18 protein-coding genes and 1 pseudogene are annotated in these 21,704 nt (G+C 63.4%); 10 read left to right on the top strand and 9 right to left on the bottom strand.

Annotated features, from left to right (window positions below; translation table 11 throughout):
* Positions 1-125, top strand: a pseudogene (locus CXR43_RS18095) (aldehyde dehydrogenase family protein); the annotation flags it as partial.
* Positions 126-162: 37 nt separating this feature from the next.
* Here CXR43_RS18095 and CXR43_RS13950 read toward each other — a convergent pair.
* From CXR43_RS13950 to CXR43_RS13925, 6 genes are read right to left on the bottom strand one after another with little or no spacing between them, the layout of a single operon-like run.
* Entirely contained in the window at positions 163-1,386 is a 1,224-nt protein-coding gene (locus tag CXR43_RS13950; RefSeq protein ID WP_103334644.1) for a four-carbon acid sugar kinase family protein, read from the bottom strand.
* Between the two features lie 4 nt (positions 1,387-1,390).
* Positions 1,391-2,647, bottom strand: coding sequence for a RuBisCO large subunit C-terminal-like domain-containing protein (locus CXR43_RS13945; protein ID WP_103334643.1), 1,257 nt, complete (start codon positions 2,645-2,647; stop codon positions 1,391-1,393).
* A complete protein-coding gene (locus tag CXR43_RS13940; RefSeq protein ID WP_103334642.1) occupies positions 2,644-3,186 on the bottom strand; it encodes a VOC family protein in 543 nt (180 codons plus the stop codon). Before CXR43_RS13940 ends, CXR43_RS13945 begins: the two co-directional genes overlap by 4 nt.
* 5 nt (positions 3,187-3,191) lie before the next feature.
* Complete coding sequence (locus CXR43_RS13935; RefSeq protein WP_103334641.1) at positions 3,192-4,469, bottom strand: TRAP transporter large permease; 1,278 nt, start codon at positions 4,467-4,469, stop codon at positions 3,192-3,194.
* Complete coding sequence (locus tag CXR43_RS13930; protein ID WP_103334640.1) at positions 4,466-4,981, bottom strand: TRAP transporter small permease; 516 nt, start codon at positions 4,979-4,981, stop codon at positions 4,466-4,468. Before CXR43_RS13930 ends, CXR43_RS13935 begins: the two co-directional genes overlap by 4 nt.
* A 2-nt stretch (positions 4,982-4,983) precedes the next feature.
* Positions 4,984-6,000: a TRAP transporter substrate-binding protein gene (locus CXR43_RS13925; protein ID WP_103334775.1), complete on the bottom strand. Its 1,017-nt coding sequence runs from the start codon at positions 5,998-6,000 to the stop codon at positions 4,984-4,986.
* A 117-nt stretch (positions 6,001-6,117) separates the two neighbouring features.
* On the opposite strand from CXR43_RS13925, the gene CXR43_RS13920 reads away from it, so the two are divergent.
* Positions 6,118-7,149, top strand: a complete 1,032-nt coding sequence (locus CXR43_RS13920) for a LacI family DNA-binding transcriptional regulator (protein WP_103334772.1) — start codon at positions 6,118-6,120, stop codon at positions 7,147-7,149.
* 152 nt (positions 7,150-7,301) lie between these two features.
* Here the strand turns inward: CXR43_RS13920 and CXR43_RS13915 are convergent, their stop codons facing one another.
* Both CXR43_RS13915 and CXR43_RS13910 read right to left on the bottom strand, forming a co-directional pair.
* Positions 7,302-8,072, bottom strand: a complete 771-nt coding sequence (locus CXR43_RS13915; RefSeq protein WP_103334639.1) for a COG3904 family protein — start codon at positions 8,070-8,072, stop codon at positions 7,302-7,304.
* The gene (locus CXR43_RS13910) at positions 8,073-9,410 is read right to left on the bottom strand and encodes a hypothetical protein (RefSeq protein WP_246831391.1); all 1,338 of its coding nucleotides are present in this window, start codon (positions 9,408-9,410) and stop codon (positions 8,073-8,075) included.
* A 212-nt stretch (positions 9,411-9,622) separates the two neighbouring features.
* Here CXR43_RS13910 and CXR43_RS13905 point away from each other — a divergent pair, with 212 nt between their 5' ends.
* On the top strand, positions 9,623-10,081 hold the full coding sequence (locus CXR43_RS13905) for a pyridoxamine 5'-phosphate oxidase family protein (RefSeq protein WP_103334638.1): 459 nt from the start codon (positions 9,623-9,625) through the stop codon (positions 10,079-10,081).
* A gap of 60 nt (positions 10,082-10,141) precedes the next feature.
* On the opposite strand, the gene treY is transcribed toward CXR43_RS13905, so the two are convergent.
* Complete coding sequence (gene treY / locus CXR43_RS13900; RefSeq protein WP_168219832.1) at positions 10,142-12,397, bottom strand: malto-oligosyltrehalose synthase; 2,256 nt, start codon at positions 12,395-12,397, stop codon at positions 10,142-10,144.
* A 153-nt stretch (positions 12,398-12,550) separates the two neighbouring features.
* Between treY and CXR43_RS13895 the strand changes: the two genes are divergently transcribed.
* From CXR43_RS13895 to CXR43_RS13865, 7 genes are all read left to right on the top strand, one after another.
* Positions 12,551-12,769: a ribbon-helix-helix domain-containing protein gene (locus CXR43_RS13895; RefSeq protein WP_103334636.1), complete on the top strand. Its 219-nt coding sequence runs from the start codon at positions 12,551-12,553 to the stop codon at positions 12,767-12,769.
* A 71-nt stretch (positions 12,770-12,840) separates the two neighbouring features.
* Entirely contained in the window at positions 12,841-13,509 is a 669-nt protein-coding gene (gene purQ / locus CXR43_RS13890; RefSeq protein ID WP_103334635.1) for a phosphoribosylformylglycinamidine synthase subunit PurQ, read from the top strand.
* A 128-nt stretch (positions 13,510-13,637) separates the two neighbouring features.
* Entirely contained in the window at positions 13,638-15,326 is a 1,689-nt protein-coding gene (locus CXR43_RS13885) for a sensor histidine kinase (protein ID WP_246831397.1), read from the top strand.
* 7 nt (positions 15,327-15,333) lie between these two features.
* The gene (locus CXR43_RS13880; RefSeq protein WP_103334770.1) at positions 15,334-16,662 is read left to right on the top strand and encodes a sigma-54-dependent transcriptional regulator; all 1,329 of its coding nucleotides are present in this window, start codon (positions 15,334-15,336) and stop codon (positions 16,660-16,662) included.
* 77 nt (positions 16,663-16,739) lie between these two features.
* Positions 16,740-17,645 (top strand): polyphosphate kinase 2, encoded by a 906-nt coding sequence (gene ppk2 / locus CXR43_RS13875; protein ID WP_103334633.1) that lies wholly within the window; start codon positions 16,740-16,742, stop codon positions 17,643-17,645.
* A 433-nt stretch (positions 17,646-18,078) separates the two neighbouring features.
* Positions 18,079-20,781 carry an Rne/Rng family ribonuclease gene (locus CXR43_RS13870; protein WP_103334632.1) on the top strand — a complete coding sequence of 901 codons (2,703 nt, stop codon included), beginning with the start codon at positions 18,079-18,081 and terminating at the stop codon, positions 20,779-20,781.
* 145 nt (positions 20,782-20,926) lie between these two features.
* Complete coding sequence (locus tag CXR43_RS13865; RefSeq protein WP_103334631.1) at positions 20,927-21,685, top strand: cytochrome c biogenesis CcdA family protein; 759 nt, start codon at positions 20,927-20,929, stop codon at positions 21,683-21,685.
* The last annotated feature ends 19 nt before the right edge of the window (positions 21,686-21,704 follow it).

Here is a 21,704-nt window from a genome sequence, read left to right as displayed (position 1 = left end):
GGCCCTATCCGGCCAGCACCAATTTCGGGGCCACCTCGGTCGGCACATTGTCGATCCGCCGCTGGCTGCGCCCGGTCTGCTATCAGAACCTGCCAACCGCCCTCCTCCCCCAAGACCTGCGCTAGCGATGGGAGCGCTGCCGGTGAAAGACAATGGGCTGGCTTACGTCGCGTCTGCGGCGCCGCGCAGTGCCGCAGCTGCACGATCAAAGAAGTCCAGCCCACCCATCTGGCCACCCTTCAGCGCCAGACACAAATCCCTGCCCTGCAGGCAGGTGCGCAAGATCGGAACACCTGGGCAAAGGCCGCCCGCGTAGTCCAGCCATTCTGGCGCCAGCCTGTTGAGGATCGCGCTTGATGTGTCGCCACCCGCGACGATCAGGCCGCCCACCCCCCGAGACGCGCAGATCGCGTGAACGAAATCTCCAGCGCGTTTCGCAAGGACGGCGGGTTGGATGTGGCGACCCGCAGCGTCGGGGACCAGGTGAACGAGGCAGTCATGTCCTTGCTCCAGCCGTTCCAGCACGTGACGCCGCAGCGCCAGAAGGCTTTCCCCGTCCTCGACCATCTCCGTCGCGGACACGGGCAGGCAGGACAGGGCGGTTGTGGCATCAACCTGTGCGGATGTGAGCGAAGAACGCGACCCGGCAAAGGCAAAGATCGGCCCTGTCACAGCGCAAGGTGGCACTTGCGACAGGGGCCGGGCGGGTTGTGCCGACAGCCAGGCCTCGGCAACGGAAGACGCGCCCATCACCAGCAAAGGGCGTTTGGCCACGGCAAGATCATGGCCCGCCTGCACGACATCGCCCTGATCCAGCAGATCATACAGTCGCGGAAAGGCCGCCCCCGCGCCTCCCCGTGGGACAAGATGCAATCCGTGCAGCCCCAGGGCGTCCAAGTGCCGCGACAGGTCAGCCTCCTGCATCGGGGTCACAGGATGGGCGGACATGACCGGATGCCGGTCAATCCGGTGGACCAGCCCATCTGGCCCCCGGGCAAACAGCGTCCCGAACACGCAGTAGCGCCCCAAGGACGGTTGCCCGGCCAGTACGGCGATGGCGTCGATGTCAAGCTCTGCCGCCAACCCTTGCGCCAGCATAGCCACATTGCCGGTGGTGGCGCTGCTGTCAAAGGTAGAACAGATTTTCACATGCAGAAAATCGGGGTGGAAGGCACGCAGCCCGCGCCCGATGCGGGCAGACAGCGCCACCATATCCGCCTGTCCAAGCGAGCGGGCATCGGTAGCGATCCCCCAAACATCCAGCCCTTTCAGATCCTCGACCCCGGGCAGATCCCGGAAAAGCCGGACCCGCAGACCGGCCTTGGCCAGCGTCGCCAATGTATCAGAGGCGCCGGTGAAATCGTCGGCGATAAAGACATAGGACACGCGCCTAATCCTTGGGGCCGAAGGTTGCCAAGGCCTGCGCCAGTTCGGGATGCGTGCGGGCGTGGTCGGTCAGGGCAATGCCTGCCACGACCGCTTCATGCGCCTGCCGCAGTGACGCCAGCCCAGCCGCCGGCCCCGACGGATGGGCCATGATACCCCCGCCGGACAGGAACATCAGATCCTCCGAGCCGATATGTGCCAGCGTCTGCGGCAAGGTGCCCGCCCATTGCCCCGACGAAAAGATCGGCATCACGCGATCATCTTCGGCGCCCATCTGTTCCAGGCAGTGCCGCGCGGCTTGCGTCACATCTTCGTCCAGATCCGAGAATTTGCCACCCATGCCGTGAACATGCATGTGGTCGATCCCCGCCAGCCGGTACAGCATCTGATAGGCGCGCACCCCCATGCCCAGCAGCGGATGCCGGCCCATGCCACCATAGCCGTTGCGGTGCCCGTGGATGGCAACGGGCGTGTGCCGCCGCAAGGTCTGCACTGCCGACAGCCCCACCCAGTTGAGCGAAACCATCGCGCAGGTGCCTTCTTCGGCCATCAGAACGTCGGCATGGCGGCGCATCGCGTCTGTCTCGTCGGTGATGTTGAAGGCAACCATCACCCGTTTGCCGGTGCGATCCCGATGCCGGCGGACACGGTCCATCACTGCGCGGATGCGCGCCTCGACGGGCGCGTGCGGGTGGGTGCCCGCAATCTCGTCATCCTTGACAAAATCGGTGCCGGCCTCGCACAGCCGCTGCACCAGATCGGCAATCTCTTCGGGGGCAAGCCCGATGTTGGGCTTGATGATGGTGCCAAACATCGGGCGACCCTGCACGCCCGCAGACCGGCGGGTGCCGCTTACGCCCAGCACCGGCGTGTCATACTGCGCGCGATAGGCCCGGGTCACGGCCACATCTACCAGCCTAAGCCCCGTCACCTCGCCCAGGTCGTACAGATTGCCCGCCACGACCGCGGCAAGCGTGGGCAGGTTCACGCCAACATTGTCTTCAGGATAGTCGATCACCACACGATAGACACCACGCGGCCCGGTCAGACCACGCCGTTCCGCCCAGGCAGAGCGCAGCGACGGGGTCTCGGACCGGTCGATCTGTTCTGTGGAGACGACGGTGGCCCCGAACCGGGCGCGCAAGGCGTCGGTCTCTCCCTCCACCCGCATGAAGGTGCCGGCACTTTGTTCGCCCGCCATCATCGCCGCCACCTCTGCGATGGCACAGGGGGTCTCTACCAGATAGGTTGCTCGGATCATGCAAGGGCACCCAGATCGGGGAAGGGACGCACAGGATCTGTGCCGTCCCAGCCTTCAGAGGCCGCGCGGATCAGGTCGAACATCCGGCCTTTCGGGCCTTTGACCTCGGACAACTCGATACAGGTGCCGGGATGATCCTCGCGGTCGAAATAGGCAAACCGTCCATTCCGACCGACCGCCCCGGACATTCTGACCTTGAAACCCTGATCGGTCATGATTTTCAGATCACGGTCATAGTCTTCGGTCCAGTAAGCGGTGTGTTGCAGCCCGCTGTGCCCGGCGTCGGTGAACTCCTTATAGCAGGACGGCACCGCATTGCGGCACTGGATCAGCTCGACCTGAACATACCCGGCATTGGCAAGCGCGACCGAATTGTGCGGCTCATAGCGCTGCCCGTCAAAGGTATAGTCTTCGATCGGCACCTGCGGGTTGTAGTAAAACGGGCCAACGCCCATCACGGCGGACCAATGCCGCATTGCGGCCTCGATATCGGGAACGACAAAGCCAAGCTGGCGGATCGGGCCTAGAAAGCGGCTCATAAGGATCACTCCATCAGAAAGGTGGGCAGCCCAGTGGTCAGCCCCGGAAACAGGGTGACCAGCGCCAAGGCCGCAAGAAGGGGAAGGATGAAGGGTGCCGTACCGCGCACGACCTCGGCAAACGGCAGTTTCACCGTGATCGACATCATGTATAGGCTCATGCCGACCGGCGGGGTCAGCAACCCGATCATCAGGTTCAGCACCATGACGACACCGACCTGTTCGGGCGGTGCCCCGGCGGCAACCAGGGCCGGGGTGATGATCGGTGCGATGATCAGAATGGCTGCGATGGATTCCAGGAACATCCCCGCCACCAACAGAACGATGTTCAGAATAAGCAGCAGGACCAGCGGATTGTCAGAAATCCCCAGCAGCCAGGCACCCGCGCGGGCCGGCACCTGATCCATGGTCAGAACCCAGGCAAACAGCGCCGCTGCGGCCACGACAAACAGGATATTGGCCGTGGCCAGCACCGTCTCGCGCGCCGATGAGATCAAGGCGCGCAGCGTCAGGGTGCGATAGACCACAAGACCGATCAGGATGGCATAGGCCACCGTGATGCCTGCGGCTTCTGTCGGTCCGAAAGACCCCGAAAGCAGCCCGCCGATCAGCAGCACCGGTGTCATCAACGCCGGAAAAGAGATCAGCGACAGCCGCAAGAATGCAAGCGGCGTGGGCGACACCGGATCCCGCGGCAGGTTGTGGCGGCCTGCGATCAGCATGATGTACCCCATCAGCATCGCTGCCAGCAGCAAGGCCGGCACGATCCCCGCCAGCAGGACCCGAACCGGCGAAACCTCGGCCGCGGTCGCAAAGATGATCAGTGGGATCGATGGGGGGAAAATCGGCCCGATGGTGGCCGAGGCAACAGTCAGGCCGGCAGCAAAGCGACGGGTGTAGCCCTGCTTTTCCATCTCGCGCACCTGCATGCCGCCAAGGGCGCCGATATCGGCAAGCGCCGCACCTGACATGCCCGAAAACACCAGGGACAACAGCACATTGACATGTGCCATTCCGCCCCGCATCCGACCCACGATCATGCGCACCAGATCGAACATATAGGTGGTCACGCCTGTTGCGCTCAGCAGTGCCGCGGCCATGATGAACATGGGCACCGCCAGCAAGGGCGACGAGTCGATCGAGTTGACCGCGCGTTGCAGCAGCACCGAAGCGGGCAGACCATGCGTCAGGATCGTGATGGCCGAGGACAGACCAAGCGCCACAGCGATCGGTGCGCCGATCACCAGCAGCACCGCAAAGGCCAGCAAAAGGGTCAATGTCATGGCTGGGGTCTTTCCGCGCGCAGAACAGCAAAGATGCGCCACGCGGCAATGAGGATCAGAAGGGCAAAGCAAAGCAGCACAGGTGCAAACAGCCAGATGTTCTGCAGTCCAAGCGCCGGGGTCCGGAACTTCCAGGCCCGGGCCAGATACAGCCAGCCGCCCCAGATCGTCAGCGCCGCAAAAATCAGCATCGACAGCTCTGCAAGCACAAAGCACACCAGCCGCGACAGGCGTGGCATCAGGTTGGTGAACACGTCTACCGCCACATGCTGCCCCTGCAACGCCAGAAGTGGGGCCGTGAAATAGACGGCCAAGACACCGGCAAGGCGGGAAATCTCTTCCGCGCGTGGCAGGCCGGTGTTCCACAGATTGCGCGCGGCCACCTGTGCGATGATCAAGGTGATGATCAGCAGCAAAAGCCCGGTGGACAGCGCAAACAAGGCGCGCGCCATCAGGTCCAGCGCCCGCGGTGGGGCGGGCGCTGAAAGGATCGGGGCACCGGGTTCCGCCATGGTTACGCTACGGCTGCGATCTTGGCGTAGAGCTCGCCCCATTCGGCATCGAACTCGCTGGAAACGCGGGCCTTCACGCTGTCTCGGAAGGCCGCAAGATCAAGCCCCGCCGCCTCGTCCACCACTGTCATGCCCGCGCTGCGCAGGGCTTCCAGATCGGTGGCTTCCGCGGCCAGCATCTCGTCTGACGCGCGGGCGCGCGTTTCAGATGCCGCAGACGCAACCGCCTCTTTATGGGCATCGGACAACCCGTTCCACACATCGTCATTCATCATCACGACCTGCGCTGCGCTGATGTGCCCGGTCAGCATGACATGGCTTTGCACCTCGTAAAGCTTGGCCGACACCAGCACGTTCATCGGGTTCTCCTGCCCGTTGACCACGCCTGTCGCCAAAGCGGTCGGCACTTCGGACCAATCCACCGGCACCGGCACACCGCCCAAGCCTTCGACCGTCGCCATATAGATCGGGAACGGGATCGAGCGGATCTTGATGCCGGCAAGATCGGCCGGGGTCAGGGCGGCACGATCCAGCGTCAGGTTGCGGGTGCCGAAGTAAAAGGCGTAGAGCGCTCGGGTGCCCGAAGCCTCGATCAGGCCGGTGTTCAGCTCTTCCATGACGGGGCTGGCCGCATCCATGACATTCATCAGATGCGGGATGTCGCGGTACAAATAAGGCGTGTCAAACGCCGCAAAGGGCGCATAAAGCGAACCGACCGCGCCCGCCGTGTTGTGCGAGAACGCGATAGACCCGGTCGAAACCGCCTCGGCCAGCTCCTGCAACTTGCCCAGTTGCGAGTTCGGAAAGATCTGGATCTCGATCTCGCCCCCGGTCTTTTCCTTCACTGCAGCCGCAAACCATTCAGCCTGCGCGCCCGCAATCGAGGCCGGTGTGTGCATGTGGCCATAGCGCAGCGTCGTGGCGGCACGGGCCCCTTTGCCCAGAAACGGCGTCGCCAGCACCGCGGCCCCTCCGGCCAGCAACAGGCCCCGACGTGACAGTGCAACAGAATTGGTCATGATCATCCTCCCATCTGCAAAACGCTGATGCGAGGCTCCCTCCCCGCGTCATTGACGGCCACTCTAGAACATGGCCCTATCGGGTCAATCGAGGGTTTTTGATGGGTTTTGATGGATATGGCAGGGCGGCCGGGCATTCGGGACATCGCAAGACTGGCGGGCGTGTCCGAAGCGACAGTGGACAGGGTATTGCATGGCCGACCGAATGTGCGGTCTTCCACGGTGGAGCGTGTGCTAAAAGCCACGGCGGACTGTCGCTATCTGTCCGACGAAGATCTGGCGCGGCTGACGCGGCCCGAACGGCTGCGTCTGACCGTCGTCCTGCCAGCCAGCGCCAACCCGTTCATCCGCTCTCTGAACGCCGAATTGCGGGCCTGGGCGCAACTGAGGGACCGGGGTGTGCGCATCCACAGTTTCCTGACCGATGCCCTGAACCCCGCTGCAATGGCGGCCAGCCTGCGCCGCTTTGGCCGCAGGTCTGACGCTTTGGCCTTCTTCGGGGTCGACCATCCCGAGGTTTGCGAGACGGTAAACGCGCTGACCGACAGTGGAAAACTGGTGCTGACCCTTATCAGCGACATCAGCGGCTCGCGCCGGCGTGCCTATATCGGGATCGACAACCTGGCGGCGGGCCGCACGGCTGCCTATCTGCTCGCAAAGACTGCACCACTGGGGCGGGGTGCTCTCGCGGTCATCGCGGCAACGCGGCACTATCGCGCCCATGTCGAACGGGAAATGGGCTTTCACCAGCTGATTCAGCGCGATTATCCCCATCTGACGGTGTCAGAGACCATTGAAGGGCAGGACGATCCGGTCACCAACATGCGGCTGACCCTGGAAATGCTGGAGACAACCCCGGATCTGCGTGGGATCTACAATGTTGGCGGCTCGTCCGAAGGCATCGGTATGGCCTTGCAGCGCAGTGGCCGGGCCGGGCAGGTCCAGTTGATAGGTCATGGCCTTGGCCCCGGCACGCGGCGACTGCTGCAGGACGGCACGATGATGGCCGTCTTCACCCAACGGACAAAGACTCTGCTGGAGGTGATGCTGGACCAATTGCACGCGCCAAGCCTGCCCTCTTTGCTGCCGATGCAGATCGTGTTTCCAACCAATTTGCCAGCGGAAGAGGGGTTCGGCGCTCCGCCCTGATCTGCCTCGCATCTAACGGAAAGCGAACAAGAAGGTGCCGCCTGTAAAGGCTTGCGCGGCACAAGCGCCAGCCTGAAATCAACGCAACCGGCAGCAGCCGCGAAACCGGGCCGTTTTGGCACGCCAAGCGACGCCAGACGCGCCTGACCGCCCTAATCCAGCAATTCGGTCGCCAATGCGAAATCCGTCAGTTCTTCCTCCAACAGAATATAGATCTTGTCCGGCGGAGTCTGCATGGCCTTGGCCGACAGCCGCAGGTCAATGCCCATCATGGCCAGATAGTCCAGCACCTCCCCTTGCCCGTGCTGGATGCTTTCCACCGCGACAAAGGCGGGCAGCAGGGTACTTTCGCCGAAGTAATGCTGGTGCACCCCCACCAGCGCCTTGCGGCTGACTTGCCGCACGGTTCCGGCGGCAAGGATGTAGGGGCAGGCCGAAAAACACGCCGCCCCGGCCTGCATCTGTGTGGGCAGACCGGCATCGCGGATCATGCGCCCGATTTCCAGCGCATCGGTGACGGACCCGCCGGGACTGTGCAGGGCGATCTGGTCGGGCAAGGTGAGGCGCTGATCCAGATATTCGGCAAAGCGCGCGCTGTCGCCAGGTTCAATCGCGCCTTCCAGCAGGACGGTTTCCTGGTCGCCCGACCAGGTTGCGGTAAACTGCAACCGTTCCGGCACGTCATCGCCGCGCGGAAAGCCCGGCCCGGCAGGCTGGTCGCGCGGCAACTCACGAGGCGCATAGCGACGGGTCTGATCGCCGGGGCGCACGGGCACGGCGGCAGGTGGCGCGGGATCTCGCTGCCACAGGCCGGGTGCAATCCGCTGAAAATCCCCCAGCACGATGACCCCGGCCAAGGCGATTTGGGCCACCAGCATGGCTTGCAACACCCGCCCGGAGCGGGAGGTTTTCACGCCCGCCATTCAGCGCCTGCCGCTGATCACATGCGGCGCGGGCAAATCCTGTGCGACCGGATCGGAGACTGGTGCAACTGGTGCCGGCCGCTCGGCCGAAACCGGGTCTTCGACCACAGGCACCGGCTGGGGTGCAGGGGTCTCCAGCGCGCGCAACGCCGTCACGGCCGCACGGATTTCGGCCAGCGTCATCGTCTCTTCAGGGGCGGCCGTGCCCCTGTCCGACCGGATGGCGCTTTGCGCCACCATCATTATCAGCACCAGAACGGCGGGCAGCAGATCAATGGCAATCGCCCCCGCCCAGGACGGGATGAAGTCGCCCGCATAGCGCAGCACCGCATCGGCCGTGGAAATCGGTGCATAGGTGGTGTCATCCGGCGTGGGCATCGCCAGCACTTCATCTGCCGCCGCCTTCAACGTGGTCGCGCGCTGCGCCAGCAGGGTCAGCACCGCATCGATCGTGCTGCGCTGATCGTTTCGGATCGTGTCGGTGGAGCCGTCCAGTTCCGGTACGACAACCGAGGCTGACAGATCCTGCGCCGCCCGCGCCACCAGGGGCGCCACCGACAATTGCCGCAACTGCGCGATCAACCCGGCCAGACGCACCGATTCCTCGGCAAATTCGACCGACCGCTGCTCGACGTCGCCGGAAGATGCCGTCAATGCCCGCATCCGGCTGAGGATCTGGTTGCCCTCGGAAAAAGCGGCGTCCACCAAGGGGCCCTGCGCCGTGATCTGCGCTTCCAGCCCGGCAAGCTCATCCGCCTTCTGGATCAGCACCCGGAACACGGCCCCCCGCCCTGCCGTGCCCGACAGGTTGCCGGTGGCCTCCTGCGCCGACAGATCCTGAAAGCTTTGCCGGGTGCGCGCGACATCCAGACCCAAGCCTTGCGCCGCCACCGTGACCCTGTGGGCCTGTTCCAGCCCGACCTGATAGTCCTGCACGGTTTTCGCCAGATGCTGCTCCACCGCCGCAGACCCCGCCAATGCAGCGGCGTTCAGCCAACTGGACATGGCGATGATCGCTAGCGACCCCAGCGCCATCGACAAAAACAACCCCAGCCGGGACGCGGCAGAGCGCATCGCAGGCAGCAAGCGGATCAGATAGCTCCAGAACACAAAGATCGCGACCGAGACCGCCAGCGAATAGGCGACAGCAGCGAAGAAGCTCATGGCGCCATCATCGCTCAGCAGCGAGGACACGCCAAGATAGGTGTAGATCCCCGATGCCACCGAGAGCACCCCCAGCGCAATCGGCGTAAAGGTCTCCAGCGCCTTGAGATGGCCTTCGATTTCACGCGCGGATTGCAGGCCACGTGCCTCAGAGGGGGTGGGCATCTGGGTCATGCGGCGGCGGCTCCTTTGGATGCGGCCGGAACCCGGCAAACGGCTCTGTGCAAGATAGGCGCGGCAAGTCCCGCCACCAAATGCCAACAGCGTGAACGTTGTTCTATGCAATCCGGCCCCGGAAAGGAACCGCTGTGATGGGCCTTGCGTTGATGGGCGACAGGAAAGCAAGGGCAGCAGCCCCTGCCCCATTCCCATGAAAGAGGTGAGTCATGTCGACTGAGAAATTCTGGAAAGAACTGGAAGGCGTCCACTCCGCCATGCTGTCCATCGGATCGGCGCGGCATGTGCCGATGTCGCCCTATGCGCGCGGCGATGATGGCGCGATCTGGTTCATGACCGCGCAAGGCACGGCGCTGGTCGAGGCCGTCACCAGTGGCGAGACCGACGCGTCGCTGATCGTCACCGGGGAAAGCAACATCCACGCCCGGATCGAAGGCCACGCCGCATTGGTGCAGGACCGCGCCAAACTGGAAGAGCTGTGGAACCCGGTCGCCAGCAGCTGGTTTGACGGGATCGACGACCCGGACATCCGGCTGATCAAAATGACACCGGCGATGGCAGAGGTCTGGCTGACGACAGGCGCGATGGGATTTGCTTTCGAACTGGTGAAAGCCAAGCTGAGCGGCAAGGAACCCGACATGGGTGAGCATTTCAGCCTTACCTTCTGAGCTGTCAAACCCCCCACATATCCAAAGCCCCCCGGTCCAGTCTGACCGGGGGGCTTTTTCCTATTCTGCGGCCTCTGTCTGCGACGGGTGCTGGACGCGACCTTGCAACGTCACAGTCGGTTCTTGGTCCTGACGGATTTCGACGCGAATCTCGCCAGCTTCGGTGTCGCGCCGCACGACATAGCACCCGGCGTCCTGCGTCAGGCGTGTGGCCCCCGGTCCTCGCAGATCCTCGATCCGTTGAGCCCGCAGCAACAGCAGGCAACGGGTGAGACGGTACTTTCGACCGGCAAAGCCCTCCGCCTCTTCCAAACCTTGCAGTTCCACCGGGTCAACCGGCATCCGGTTGTCAGGATCGGTCAGCCAGAACGACGGCCCTTCGCAACCGCGATAGATATCGGGCACCCCGCGCGACAGGCACTTGAACGCCAACTGGACCAGAGACAACATCTCTGCCCGGTCGATCAACGCCGCCGCCGCCTCAGGCAGCTTGTCCTGCCACTGCGCCGCAAGATCCCGCGCGAGAGCAAGCGCCGGAGCCTCTGCCCGCGCATCCGGGAAAGACGGCGATGTGATCTCTTTGGCCTCGCGCATGGCCTTTTCCAGATAGGCCGGCACCCTGCCCGGCAGATCAGCGCGCTGTGCAGCCGGTTGCCATGCGGCAAGCAGCGCATGCATCAACACCCACACCTCATCCTTGCGCACTCCGTCTGCCTCTGCCTCTGCCACGCGCGGCAGATCGCACAGATCGCGCCACAGCACCTGCACCGCATCCGGCATCGACGCACAGGCCACCATCCGCATCCGGGCATCTTCGCTGCGCTTTGTGTCATGGGTAGAGGTCAGAACCATAGCACCTGGCACCACTTCGGCGGTGGCCTTGGCAAACTCATCCTCTGTCATGACAACATCATCGGGTGAGGCCCCAACCTCCGAGGCGGCGAGATAGGGCACGAAGCGGTAAAAGCCGGTATCCTCGGCCGCTTTGGCCATCACCGCACCGCTGGTCTGCTGAAACAGATCCCGGAACCGCTCTTCCGCCGGGGTCTGCGCCTGCGCCACACAGTCGATCAGGCGCAAAGCCGTGGTGGGCGGGCGGACATGCAGGGTGACAAACTGGCGCATGGCCTCGGCCATCTGCGCGGCAAAGCCCTCAGACTGCGCGCCCTCACCGAAATAGGTGCGGTAGACGGGCATGGCCTCCAGCATCCCCAGAACCGACTGGCGCAGCGTTTCGGGGCCGGGATCATGGTGGATGTCGCCCGAAAGGGCGTCACTCGCGCGCTCGACCAGCCGCAGCACCTCTGCCGCCAACTCGTGGCGCAGGATATCCCGCTTTGCAGTCTTCAGCGTGGCGGCAAAGTCAAGGCTGCGACCGGTGGCCTCTGACCACAGCGACATCAGCGCCTCTGCCCCCGCGGCCGGCGTCAGCACCCGCGCAAAGCTGCGGGCGTGTTCGTAGCCGGTCGTCCCCTCTACCGGCCAGTCCGGCAGCGGCTCATCCCCGACCAGGATCTTCTCAACCCAGATCGGAACACCTGACCCGACGCGGTCACGAAGCCGGGCCAGATAGGCACCGGGCCGGCGCAACCCGTCCACATGGTCGATGCGCAACCCCTGCACGTGGCCACTGTGCACAAGATCAAGCACCAGCCGGTGCATGTCGTCAAACACCTCGTCGCGGTCCACCCGCATGCAGATCAGATCGGTGATGTTGAAAAAGCGGCGATGGGTGATGCGGTCGCTTTCCGCCTCCCAATGGATCAGCTGCCAGGGCTGACGGCTCAGCACGGCGTCCAGCGTGCCCTCCCCCCCGCCGTGCAGCGGCACCCGCAGCCCTTCGACTTCCAGCGCTGGTCCAAGCTGCGCGTCCTCGACCACACGCACCGCGCCCTGGGCGCGCAGCGCATCCAGCGTACGCGGCAGCCAGGGCAGCACCAGCGGCCCCGCCGACCAGTCGATATCGAAATGCCGGGCATAGCGGCTGTCTGTTCCGTGGCGCAGCACATCGCACAGCCACGGGTTTTCCAGCGAAAACGCGGTATGGTTTGGCACGATATCCAGAATGACCCCTAATCCCTTGGCCTGTGCGGCATCGGCCAGCCGGCGAAAGCCGTCCACCCCCCCCAAAGCGGGGTCCACCGCATCGGGCCGGGTCACATCATAGCCATGGGTGGACTCCGAGGTGGCGGTAAAGATCGGCGACAGGTAAAGATGGCTGATCCCCAGCCGCGCAATCGCGTCCAGATCGGCGATCACCCGGTCAAAGGTCACGCCCTCGCGCAGTTGCAGGCGATAGGTGGCAACAGGCAGCATGGGTCTTGGTCCCCTTCGGCAGGCGTTTTGTGAAAATGCTCTGACAGCCAACCCTGCCGCCTGTCTTCGGTTCCCGCGACCTGCGCTCATGCGGCAGCGGTCGCTGCTGCATCGGCCCTTTGCTCCGCCACCGTGGGGCGATAGGATCGTGCCATGACAGCCCGGCCCATGAAACACTCGCTCACCTTGCACGGCCACCGCACCAGCGTGTCGCTGGAGGCCAGCTTCTGGGAGGCTTTCCGCGCCATTGCCGCAGAACAAGGCGAAACGGTGAACGCCCTTGCGGCCCGCATCGACGCGGGCCGTCAGGGCGACGAAGGGCTGGCCTCGGCAATCCGGGTGTTTGTCTTGCGCCATTATCAGCGCAAATAGCCAATTCCCGGACTGGAAGCGGCACGCCGCTTGCGCTATGGCCATCGCATCGCATCCTCAGGGAGAGTCCCATGAAAGCCGCCGTCATCACCTTCCCCGGTTCGAACTGCGACCGGGATCTGGCCACCGCTTTTGATCAGGCCGGCTTTCAGGTGACTCGGATCTGGCACAAGGACACCGACTTGCCCCATGGGGTGGATGTGGTGGGCGTGCCGGGCGGCTTTTCCTTTGGCGATTATCTGCGCTGCGGCGCAATTGCAGCACAGTCTCCGATTGCCCCGGCGATCAAGGCGCATGCGGCAGCGGGCGGCTTTGTGCTGGGCATTTGCAACGGGTTTCAGGTGTTGACGGAAATGGGCTTGCTGCCGGGCGCGCTGATGCGCAACGCCGGTCTGAAATTCGCCTGCAAGCAGGTGACGCTGCGAGTGGAGACCACCGACAGCGCCTATACCGCCGAGTATGGGCGGGGGCAGGATATCCAGATCCCGATCGCGCATCATGACGGCAATTATACGATTGATGCCGAAGGTCTGGCCCGCTTGCAGGGCGAAGACCGCATCGCCTTTACCTATGAACAGAACCCCAATGGCTCGATGGCAGACATCGCCGGGGTGCTGTCTGCCAACCGTCGCGTGCTGGGCATGATGCCGCATCCGGAACGCGCCTGCGAGCCGGTTCACGGCGGCACCGACGGGGCCGGGATGTTCCGGTCATTGATGGGCGGGATGGCGCTTGCCTGACCGGCCAGAGCTTGAGGCGGTCGTAAGCTGGGCCTAGAGTCCCGCGCATGGCGGACACACGGTATCAAACAGACCAGGGCGAAGACGCACAGGGAATTTCCTGGCCGGTCAAACTGGTGATCGCTCTGATGGTCGTGCTGGCCATCGGCGTGGTGCTGGTGACCAACCGCTGGCTGACCGAAAGGTTTTCGGAAACCACGCGCAACCGGGCCGACCTGCGCCTGGCGCTGTATTCCGGCAATATGATTTCCGAACTGCAAAGAACCTCGGTGGTGCCACTGCTGCTGTCCACCGATCCGGCCTTTGGCGAAGCGTTGCGGAGTGGCAATTTTTCCCAGACCTCGCAGCGCCTGATCAAGGTGCAGTCCGAAATCGGCGTGGCGTCCATCATGCTGATGGACCGCGATGGCCGGGTGGTCGGGGCCACCAACCGCAACCTGCTGGGCACACCCTACCGCACCGAAAGTTTCTACGTCGATGCCTTGCGCGCCAAGGATACCATCTTCACCGTGGCACGCCGCGGCACGGCGGGTTTTGATTTCACCTACTCCCGGTCGATCATCGTGGACGGGCGCCCCGTCGGGGTGATCGCTGTGGCGGTCGACCTGTTGAAATACGAACGCGCCTGGACCGGGTTTCAGGATGCCGTGCTGGTAACCGACAGCGAAGGCACTGTCATCCTTGCCACCGAGCCCCGCTGGCGCGGCCTGCCGCTGGCCGAGGCGATGGCGGCGCGTGAAGCCCCCACCGCCATTGGCCGCGCGCTGCAGGCCACGGCAGACTGGGCGCAGAACCCGCCTGATGCTTATCTGTCCGGTCAGGCGGTCATGAAGACCGAAGCCCGGGTGCCGTTCCGGGGCTGGCGCATGGTGACCTTTACCGCCTACGATTCGGTGCGGGAACGGGTCAACGGCGTGCTGGCGCTCGAGATCATGGGCTTTGCCATCCTGCTGGCGCTGACCTTCTATGCCCTGTCGCGCAAGGCCTGGTCACAAAGCATGAGTTTTCAGCGGGAGTCGGCCGAGCTGCGCCTGCTCAACGCCCGGCTTCAGCGAGAGATCGCAGAACGCGAAAAGGTCCAGAAAGATCTGGCCGTGGCCGAGCTGACGCTGGCGCAATCGTCCAAACTTGCGGCTTTGGGGGAAATGTCGGCTGCCGTCAGCCACGAGCTGAACCAGCCGCTGGCCGCGATGAAAACCTATCTGGCCGGGGCGCGCCTTCTGTTGCAGCGCCGCCGTCCCGAAGAGGCGCTGTCGTCGTTCCAACGGATCGACGACCTGATCGAGCGGATGGGCGCCATCACCCGCCAGCTGAAATCCTATGCCCGCAAGGGCGGTGAGGCGTTCGAGCCGGTGGATCTGCGTCAGGCGCTCAGTTCGGCCCTGTCAATGATGGAGCCCCAGCTCAAGGCGCGTGTGGTCAAGATCACCCGCACCCTGCCCCGCCAGCCGGTGATGGTCATGGCCGACCGCATCCGGCTGGAACAGGTGATCATCAACCTTCTGCGCAATGCGCTGGATGCCACAAAGGATCGTCAGGGGCCCCAGATTGACCTGATCCTCAGCCAAGGCGATACCGCCATGCTGATGGTGCGCGACAACGGGCACGGGATTGCCGATCTGGATAACCTGTTCGAGCCCTTCTACACCACCAAGAAACCCGGCGAGGGCGTTGGCCTTGGTCTTGCGATCTCCAGCGGCATCGTTGGCGATCTGGGCGGCCGGTTGACCGCGCGCAATGCCGCAGGTGGCGGCGCGGTCTTTGAAATGCAACTGCCTCTGATGAGGCCAGCAAATGAGCAGGAAGCTGCGGAATGAGGTCTTCATGTCGCGCGCAATGAAAGTGGCCATCGTCGATGACGAAGCCGATATGCGTCAATCGATCAGTCAGTGGCTGGCCCTGTCGGGCTTTGACACCGAAACCTATGCCAGTGCCGAAGAGGCGCTCAAGGGTATCAGTGCCGATTTCGCCGGTGTTGTCGTCAGCGACATCAAGATGCCGGGCATGGATGGCATGGCGTTTCTGAAACGTCTGATGAGCATGGATTCCGGCCTGCCCGTCATCATGATCACCGGCCACGGTGATGTGCCGATGGCGGTCGAGGCAATGCGGGTCGGGGCCTATGATTTTCTGGAAAAGCCGTTCAATCCCGACCGGATGACCGAACTGGCGAAAAAGGCCACGCTGGCCCGCCGCCTGACTCTGGACAACCGCGCGCTGCGCCGCGAATTGTCCGATGGGTCGGTGCTGATGAAAAAGCTGATCGGCGGCAGCCCGGTGATGGAGCGTCTGCGCGAGGATATCCTTGATCTTGGTCAGGCGGACAGCCACGTTCTGATCGACGGCGAAACCGGCACCGGCAAGACACTGGTCGCCCATGCGCTGCATGCGGTGGGGCCGCGCGCGTCCAAGAAGTTCGTCACCATCTCTTGTGCGGCTTGGTCCGAAGACCAGTTGTCGGCCAAACTCTTCGGCCCGGCCGAGGATGGCACGATCCCCCTGGTAGAAGAAGCCCGCGGCGGCACCCTGTGTCTGGAGGATGTCGAGGCCCTGAGCCATTCGCTGCAGGCCCGTCTGCTGACCCTGATCAACGAGTCCGGCACGCCGCCTGAAACGCGGATCATCGCGATCTGCAATGAACATGCCGCGGACAAGACGCTGGAAGATATCCTGCGCGCCGATCTGTTCTACCGGCTTGGGGCAATGACGATCCTGTGCCCGCCGCTGCGGTCGCGTGGTGAGGATATTCTGACCCTGTTCACCCGCATGTCCGAGCAATTTGCCGAGGAATACGGTTGCGAGGCCCCGCAGGTCACCGCGCAAGAGGCGGCACAGCTGTTGCAGGCCCCATGGCCGGGCAATGTACGCCAGTTGGTCAACATCGCCGAACGCGCCGTGCTGCAGAACCGGCGCGGGTCAGGCTCCATCGCCAGCCTGCTGATGGCCGATAACGAGGCCTCGGGCCCGGCGATGACCACCGAAGGCAAGCCGCTCAAGGAATATGTCGAAAGCTTCGAGAAAATGCTGATCGACAACACCATGCGCCGCCACAAGGGCAGCATCGTCGCGGTCATGGATGAATTGTGCCTGCCGCGCCGGACGCTGAATGAAAAGATGGCAAAATACGGCTTGCAGCGGCAGGATTATACCTGATCCCGTCGCACTGCTGTTACACAGCCAAAGCTATCACGGCGGGACATCCCTGAAAGGTGCCCGCCGTGACCACGACGATGACTTCTCCTGCGCAAGACTGGCTTCAGGCTGAACTGGCCGACACCTTTGACGAAGACTTCGAGCTGGAGCTGGAAGATGCCCAGTTGTCGCTGGAAATCTCGCGGATCTACAAGGAAAAGCATCCGAACACGATCGACCGTCACGAATACTTCCATGCGCTGATCCGCATGCAGTCCGAGCTCATCAAGCTTCAGGACTGGGTGCAATATCACAAGAAAAAGGTCGTGGTGATCTTTGAAGGCCGCGACAGCGCGGGCAAGGGCGGCGTGATCAAGCGCCTGACCCAGAGGCTGAACCCTCGCGTGGTGCGCGCGGTTGCGCTGCCGGCCCCATCGGATCGCGAAAAATCGCAATGGTATTTCCAGCGCTATGTGCCGCACTTACCTGCCGGCGGCGAGATCGTGCTGTTTGACCGCAGCTGGTACAACCGCGCCGGGGTCGAACGGGTGATGGGCTTTGCCAGTGAAGAACAAGTGGAACAATTCTTCCACGACGTGCCGGAGTTTGAGCGCATGCTGGTACGGTCTGGCATCACTGTGATCAAATACTGGTTTTCGATCACCGATGAAGAACAGCAGATGCGGTTTCTCATGCGCATCCACGACCCGATGAAACAGTGGAAACTGTCGCCGATGGATCTGCAAAGCCGCGTGCGGTGGGAACAGTACACCAAGGCGAAAGAGGAGATGATGGCGCGCACCAACATCCCCGAAGCGCCATGGTACATCGTGGAAGGCAACGACAAGAAGCGCGCGCGACTGAACTGTATCGACCATCTGTTGGGCCTGATCCCGTATGAACCGGTCCCCCACGAAGAGGTTCACCTGCCCGAACGCGTGTTCAACCCCGATTACGAACGCGCCGTCCTGCCGCCGGAGCTGTATGTGCCCGCGAAATACTGAACAAATGCCGCGCCTGGCCTGCCCGCTCGGGTTGCAAAGGCCGCACCTGCCGTAAAATTGCCCATTGCCCTTGCGCGCGCTTTCCCGCTAGGGTTGGCGAGCATGGGTTTTCCCTGCACGGAATTCTCTGCCTGCCAAGGCCGACGCGATGAAGCGCGACGCAAAGGCAAGCAGCCGGATCGGCCGCAAGGCTGTTGTCATTGCCCGCAAGTCTTTGGATGAACGGGCCTTTTAAAGGTGGGGGGCCAATCGCCCCTCAGAGTTGAACCGCGATGACGCGCGCGACAAAGACGATAGACGGCGTGGGGTGCCCAATGGGCATCCCGCCGTCACGCCTGACGCGAACGCCCGCCCGAACAAGACGCCTTTCCTCGTATCAATGCCCCTCTGGTCCGCCAGGGGGTTTGCTGCGTGGCAGGCGCAATGGAATGTTATGGCCAAGAAAATGCTTATTGATGCCACCCACCCCGAGGAAACCCGGGTCGTGGTGGTCGACGGAAACAAGGTCGAGGAATTTGACTTTGAAACCGTCAACAAACGCCAGCTTGCAGGGAACATCTACCTTGCCAAGATAACGCGGGTCGAACCCTCGCTTCAGGCGGCTTTCGTCGATTACGGCGGCAACCGGCACGGATTTCTGGCTTTTGCCGAAATTCATCCCGATTATTACCAGATCCCGGTCGCTGACCGCAAAGCGCTGATCGAAGAAGAACGCGCCTATGCCCGCGCCGAGGAAGAGGAAGAAAACCGCCGCTCGCGCCGCCGGTCGCCCCGTCCCAAGCCCGCCGCTGAAGAAGCCAAGGCGCAGGATGCCACAACCTCCGGCCCGGCGGGCATGGATGTGGTCGATCTGGACGAAGATCAGAGCGACGATGCGGCTGCACTGGTCAACGGGTCCGACGGACACGACGATGAGGCGCATGACCACGACCATGGATCGGAGCACGGCAACGGCGACACCAACGGCAATGGCAACGGTGAAACCCCCTACCGCGCCATGGACCATGCCTCGGACACCGACGATGAGATTGAATCCATCGCCGAGGAGGATGTCTCTGAAGAAATCAGCGCGCCGCGCAAGCCGCGCGCCCGTCGCTACAAGATCCAGGAAGTGATCAAGGTCCGCCAGATCATGCTGGTGCAGGTGGTAAAGGAAGAACGCGGCAACAAGGGGGCCGCGCTGACGACCTACCTCAGCCTCGCCGGTCGCTACTGTGTGCTCATGCCCAACACCGCACGCGGTGGCGGCATCAGCCGCAAGATCACCAATGCGCCCGACCGCAAGAAGCTCAAGGAAATCGCGGGCGAGATCGAAGTGCCGGAAGGTGCCGGCCTGATCATCCGCACTGCGGGTGCCAAGCGCACCAAGGCGGAAATCAAGCGCGATTACGAATACCTGATGCGCCTGTGGGAACAGATCCGCGAGCTGACGCTGAAATCCATCGCCCCCGCCCCGATCTATGAAGAGGGCAACCTGATCAAACGTTCGATCCGCGACCTGTACAACCGCGAGATCGACGAGGTTCTGGTCGAAGGGGCCGAAGGCTTCCGCGTTGCCAAAGACTTCATGCGCATGATCATGCCCAGCCATGCCCGCGCAGTGCAGCTGTATCAGGACCCGACCCCGCTTTTCGCCCGTCATCAGGTCGAAGGCTATCTGGGGGGCATGTTCAACCCGACCGTGCAGCTGAAATCGGGCGGCTATATCGTCATCGGCATCACCGAGGCGCTGGTCGCCATCGACGTGAACTCGGGCCGCGCGACGAAAGAAGGCTCCATTGAAGAGACGGCGCTGAAAACCAACCTGGAGGCCGCCGAAGAGGTGGCCCGCCAGCTGCGCCTGCGCGACCTTGCCGGCCTGATCGTGATCGATTTCATCGACATGGAAGAGCGTCGCAACAACGCCGCCGTCGAGAAGCGGCTGAAAGACAAGCTGAAAACCGACCGCGCCCGCATTCAGGTGGGCCGCATTTCGGGCTTTGGCCTGATGGAGATGAGCCGCCAGCGCCTCCGCCCCGGCATGCTTGAATCCACCACCCAGCCCTGCTCGCATTGCCATGGCACCGGGCTGATCCGGTCCGATGATTCCATGGCGCTGCAGGTGCTGCGCGCCCTGGAAGAGGAAGGCACGCGCAAGCGGTCGAAAGAAGTGCTGCTCAAGGCCCCGGTCGGGATCATCAACTACCTGATCAACCAAAAGCGCGAACATATCGCGCTGATCGAGGCCCGCTATGGCATGGCCGTGCGGATGGAGGCCGATCCGTCGATGATCAGCCCCGATTACACCATCGAAAAGTTCAAGACCGCTCTGCGCGTGGTGCCGGAACCGGGGTCGGTGATCTCGGGCAATTCCAGCCTGATGGGCGCGCCGGTGGCGGAAGAGGAAGACGACGATCTGCCGATCGAGGAGGATGTCGAAGACGAGGTTGAAGCCGAGGCAGAGCCGGCAGAAAAGGCAAGCGCCCGGCCCGAGGCCCGCGAAGGCGACGGCACCAAGAAAAAGCGTCGCCGTCGGCGTCGCCGCAAAGGTGCCGGAGCGAATGGCACCGATGCTGATGGCAATGCAGTGGCCGAAGATGGCGAATCCGACGACGAGGAAGAGGCCGAGGCTGCAGAAACCCCGGCAGAACCAGTGGCATCGCCCGCTGCGGTCGCCAGCACTGACGTCCCCGAGACCGTAGAAGCCGCCGAGGCCCCGAAAAAGCCGACGCGCAGCCGCAGCCGCAAGCCCAAGGCCGCCTTGGCCGAAGGCGCGGTGGATCAGACCGGTTCAGCGCCCGCTGCACTGCCGGACCCTGCCCCCGAGGCTGAGCCGGAAGCGCCGAAAAAGCGCAGCCGCAGCCGCAAGCCAAAGGTGGCAGAGGTTGAAGCACCGCAAGCCACCACGCCAGACACTGTGACAGAAGCTGCGCCAGAGACGCTGGCAGAGATCGTGACAGAGACCGCGTCTGTGCTGGCTGCCGAACCACCGGCGCAGCCCCAGCCAGAGCCTGCGCCGGCCCCACAGGCAGAGCCGTCTGCCGCTGTGGCAGACCCCGTCGTCAACGCCACCGAACCTGCCGCCGAACCTGTGCAGGCAGAGGACGAAAGCCCGGCCAAGCCCAAGCGCAAAGGCTGGTGGTCCCTGGGTCGCTGACCCATCACAGGATACACAGGGCGGCAGGATCTCCTGCCGCCCTGTGTCATGCGCGGTTGTTTCACCAAAGCCACGCCGATGTGACACCCCGCCCCCGTGACGCGCGCCGCCGACCAAGCTATCACTTCGGCCGAAGGGGACACCCATGTTTGGAATCGATCTGATTGACGCAGCCTTGCTGCCCGCCATGCTGATCGCGCTGATGGCAGGCGTGCTGTCGTTCCTGTCACCATGCGTGCTGCCCATCGTGCCACCCTATCTGGCCTATATGGGTGGGATCTCGATGGGCGACATGCGCGACAATGCGACCGCGCGGCGTCGGGTGATTCTTCCTGCGCTGTTCTTTGTCTTGGGCCTGTCGACGGTCTTCCTGCTTCTGGGGTTCACGGCTTCGGTCTTTGGCGCGTTCTTCCTGCAAAATCAGGTGCTGTTCTCGCGCATTTCCGGCGTGGTGGTCATCATCTTCGGCCTGCATTTTCTTGGCCTGTTCCGCATTCCTGTGCTGGACCGGGAAGCCCGGCTGGATGCGGGCGACCGCGGCGGCACGGCCTTTGGGGCCTATGTCCTTGGCCTTGCCTTTGCCTTTGGCTGGACCCCCTGCATCGGCCCGCAACTGGGCGCGATCCTGTCTCTGGCCGCACAGGAAGGCTCTGTGCAGCGCGGCACGGTGCTGCTGGGGATCTATGCTCTCGGCCTTGGCCTGCCCTTCCTGCTGGCCGCACTGTTTGTGGAACGCTCCATGGGCCTGATGCAGCGCCTGAAACCGCATATGAAGATGATCGAACGGGTCATGGGCATCCTGCTGCTGGTGGTGGGTCTTGCGCTGGTGACCGGGGCCTTCACCGATTTCAGCTGGTGGCTGCTCGAAACCTTCGATCGCTTTGGTATCCCGCTGCTGGGCTAAGACCCCTTATATTCGCCGG

The organism is Pseudotabrizicola formosa (assembly GCF_002900965.1).
GTDB lineage: Bacteria > Pseudomonadota > Alphaproteobacteria > Rhodobacterales > Rhodobacteraceae > Pseudotabrizicola > Pseudotabrizicola formosa.
This window is presented reverse-complemented; position numbering and strand designations above follow the sequence as displayed.

Coding starts and splice junctions, on each gene's coding strand:
- CXR43_RS13945 (WP_103334643.1), bottom strand. CDS start 2,647: ATGATCCGAGCAACCTATCTGGTAGAGACCCCCTGTGCCATCGCAGAG.
- CXR43_RS13940 (WP_103334642.1), bottom strand. CDS start 3,186: ATGAGCCGCTTTCTAGGCCCGATCCGCCAGCTTGGCTTTGTCGTTCCC.
- CXR43_RS13935 (WP_103334641.1), bottom strand. CDS start 4,469: ATGACATTGACCCTTTTGCTGGCCTTTGCGGTGCTGCTGGTGATCGGC.
- CXR43_RS13930 (WP_103334640.1), bottom strand. CDS start 4,981: ATGGCGGAACCCGGTGCCCCGATCCTTTCAGCGCCCGCCCCACCGCGG.
- CXR43_RS13925 (WP_103334775.1), bottom strand. CDS start 6,000: ATGACCAATTCTGTTGCACTGTCACGTCGGGGCCTGTTGCTGGCCGGA.
- CXR43_RS13920 (WP_103334772.1), top strand. CDS start 6,118: ATGGCAGGGCGGCCGGGCATTCGGGACATCGCAAGACTGGCGGGCGTG.
- CXR43_RS13915 (WP_103334639.1), bottom strand. CDS start 8,072: ATGGCGGGCGTGAAAACCTCCCGCTCCGGGCGGGTGTTGCAAGCCATG.
- CXR43_RS13910 (WP_246831391.1), bottom strand. CDS start 9,410: ATGACCCAGATGCCCACCCCCTCTGAGGCACGTGGCCTGCAATCCGCG.
- CXR43_RS13905 (WP_103334638.1), top strand. CDS start 9,623: ATGTCGACTGAGAAATTCTGGAAAGAACTGGAAGGCGTCCACTCCGCC.
- treY (WP_168219832.1), bottom strand. CDS start 12,397: ATGCTGCCTGTTGCCACCTATCGCCTGCAACTGCGCGAGGGCGTGACC.
- CXR43_RS13895 (WP_103334636.1), top strand. CDS start 12,551: ATGACAGCCCGGCCCATGAAACACTCGCTCACCTTGCACGGCCACCGC.
- purQ (WP_103334635.1), top strand. CDS start 12,841: ATGAAAGCCGCCGTCATCACCTTCCCCGGTTCGAACTGCGACCGGGAT.
- CXR43_RS13885 (WP_246831397.1), top strand. CDS start 13,638: ATGGTCGTGCTGGCCATCGGCGTGGTGCTGGTGACCAACCGCTGGCTG.
- CXR43_RS13880 (WP_103334770.1), top strand. CDS start 15,334: ATGTCGCGCGCAATGAAAGTGGCCATCGTCGATGACGAAGCCGATATG.
- ppk2 (WP_103334633.1), top strand. CDS start 16,740: ATGACTTCTCCTGCGCAAGACTGGCTTCAGGCTGAACTGGCCGACACC.
- CXR43_RS13870 (WP_103334632.1), top strand. CDS start 18,079: ATGGCCAAGAAAATGCTTATTGATGCCACCCACCCCGAGGAAACCCGG.
- CXR43_RS13865 (WP_103334631.1), top strand. CDS start 20,927: ATGTTTGGAATCGATCTGATTGACGCAGCCTTGCTGCCCGCCATGCTG.